Below are 2,098 nucleotides of genomic sequence, written 5' to 3'. Positions count from 1 at the left end.
AGTCGTTGGCACGGACCTTCGGGGTCCCCGACGGGATCACCAGCAGCTCGCCGGGGAAGCGCGCCGACAGCGCGGCCCGACGCCGCGCCGTGTGCGCGGCCTGCGCGATCGGCTCCAGATCACGCCGCTCGGTATCCGCCCAACCCCGCTTCATACTCTCCGCAAGCTCATCACTCACGCCGTGGATCAGACCGTTCTTCCGCGCCTTGCGCTCGCTGTCGGGGGCCAGGAGCTCCTGGCTCTCGGATGTCCGCTCGGTCACAACCGTCTCCTGAGTCGCATCGGTCCGGACTGCTGAGGGTGGGCAGCCCTGGTGGGGGTGGACGGGCCCGGGCGGCCCCCGCCCCGTGGGCCGTATCGCCGTACCGGGAGCGCCGGTTGCTCCCCACCGGGCTCCGTGTCGGCTGGCCGGCCGTCGACGTGTTCGGCCACGTCGACGTCCGGCCGGGCTGCGACTCCCCCGCCACCCCGTGGTGGGTGGCGATCGGCAGCCGGGCTCGCCCGTCGGCACGATCCGTACGGTATATCGAACGGCGGCGGGAGGAAAGAGGCACCTGAGTGCGGTGGCGGTATCGGCGTGTCGGGCGCCGGCCGTCAACCCCGCACGGGGGCACACCCGGTGGGGCCGTCACCCCGAGAGCCGTCCCGACAGTCGAACAGGGTCGGACCGGCCGCGCCGGGAAGCCGGACCGGGGCACCCTGTCGCCGCCCCGGCCACGCTGCGCTCCGTGTACCACCCGGGCATTCGGTAAACCGAACAACGGGAGCCTAGGGCCTCACACTTGGTGCGTCAACGGTCACTCCCCGGCAACACCCCGGGGCGGCACCACGGCCGGGTGGGCGGGGCACCGGGAGGTCGAACCGAGGTCGGCCAGGTGCAGCCGCTGCTCCCCGCGGGAGTGCAGCAGCAGCACCGAGCGGACCGTGCCCTCCAGGGCCGTGTACGTGTGCGGCAGCGTCGCGTCGAAGCCCACGTAGTCACCGGGCCCCAGTTCCACCTCGTGCCCGTCGACCCGCACACCGAGCCGACCGGCCTGCACGACCGTGTGCTCGGTCCCGATGTGGCCCAGCGAGTCCTGGGTGCACCCGGCCCGCACCTGCTGGTCGTAGACCTCGAACACCGAGTCCTCGGACTCGATCCGCCGCAACGGCCTGATGTCGACCGCCTTCCCGCGCAGTGCCTCCACATCGGCGGCGCGCACCACCGTGAGCCCGCTGGACGGCCGGCGGTCGACCAGGTCGGAGACCGGCACCTCCAGGACGCGCGAGAGGCCGAGCACCGTCTCCAGAGTGGGGTTGCCGGTACCCGACTCCAGCTGCGACAACGTCGCCTTGCCGATCTTCGAACGCCTCGACAACTCGGAGATCGACAGCCCGCGTTGGGTCCGCACCTGCTTCAGGTTGGCGGCCAGTACGGCTCGGACGGATTCCGTGGAGACGCTCATGCTTTCCCTCTTCCCTCTCCGTCGACGTTCGATATACCGTACGGGACATGCCAGCAGGCATGTTCACATCCGCAACACCCGAGCAAGCCCATCTGGTGACGGGTGGGGATGAGCTCCTGCCGGGTCCAGATCGTTCGACGCAAGCTCCGTGACGTCCGCTCAGCCGATCGCCCACGAGCAGGTTGTGGCCCGACCGGCGCAGCCCAACGCATTGGTGCCAGCTCGCTGACGGCGAGTCTAGCGGGAAGATCCTCGCCACCGGCGGGTGCGATCCACACCCGCCGCGCAAACGATCCGCTTTCCCTACCCACCCTTTGCCCTGCCCACACCCCGACACGCGAAGGCTGCCCACCCTCAGCAGCCTCGACCGCAATCGATCGTCCAGGAGACGGTAGTGACCCAGCCGACCCAGCAGACGCCCGAGGCCCCACCGGCCGATGACACCCAGCCGCAGACGAACCGCCTGCCCGGGGGTGTGAGTGATGAGCTTGCGGAGAGTATGAAGCGGGGTTGGGCGGACACCGAGCGGCGTGATCTGGAGCCGATCGCGCAGGCCGCACACACCGCGCGGCGTCGGGCCGCGCTGTCGGCGCGCTTCCCCGGCGAGCTGCTGGTGATCCCGTCGGGGACCCCGAAGGTCCGCTCCAACGACA

At 70.8% G+C, this 2,098-nt stretch carries 1 protein-coding gene and 2 pseudogenes; 1 reads left to right on the top strand and 2 read right to left on the bottom strand.

What is annotated here, in order from left to right:
* Positions 1-262, bottom strand: a pseudogene (locus tag ACIOJE_RS41230) (aminopeptidase P family protein); the annotation flags it as partial.
* Positions 263-797: 535 nt separating this feature from the next.
* Positions 798-1,445, bottom strand: a complete 648-nt coding sequence (locus ACIOJE_RS41225; RefSeq protein WP_400783828.1) for a helix-turn-helix domain-containing protein — start codon at positions 1,443-1,445, stop codon at positions 798-800.
* A gap of 463 nt (positions 1,446-1,908) precedes the next feature.
* On the opposite strand from ACIOJE_RS41225, the pseudogene ACIOJE_RS41220 reads away from it, so the two are divergent.
* A pseudogene (locus ACIOJE_RS41220) lies at positions 1,909-2,098 on the top strand (aminopeptidase P family protein); the annotation flags it as partial.

The sequence above is a fragment of the Kitasatospora sp. NPDC087861 genome (assembly GCF_044742585.1).
Classification (GTDB): domain Bacteria; phylum Actinomycetota; class Actinomycetes; order Streptomycetales; family Streptomycetaceae; genus Kitasatospora.
This window is presented reverse-complemented; position numbering and strand designations above follow the sequence as displayed.

Excerpts from the sequence above, each read along its gene's own strand:
- ACIOJE_RS41225 (WP_400783828.1), bottom strand. The coding sequence starts at position 1,445 with ATGAGCGTCTCCACGGAATCCGTCCGAGCCGTACTGGCCGCCAACCTG.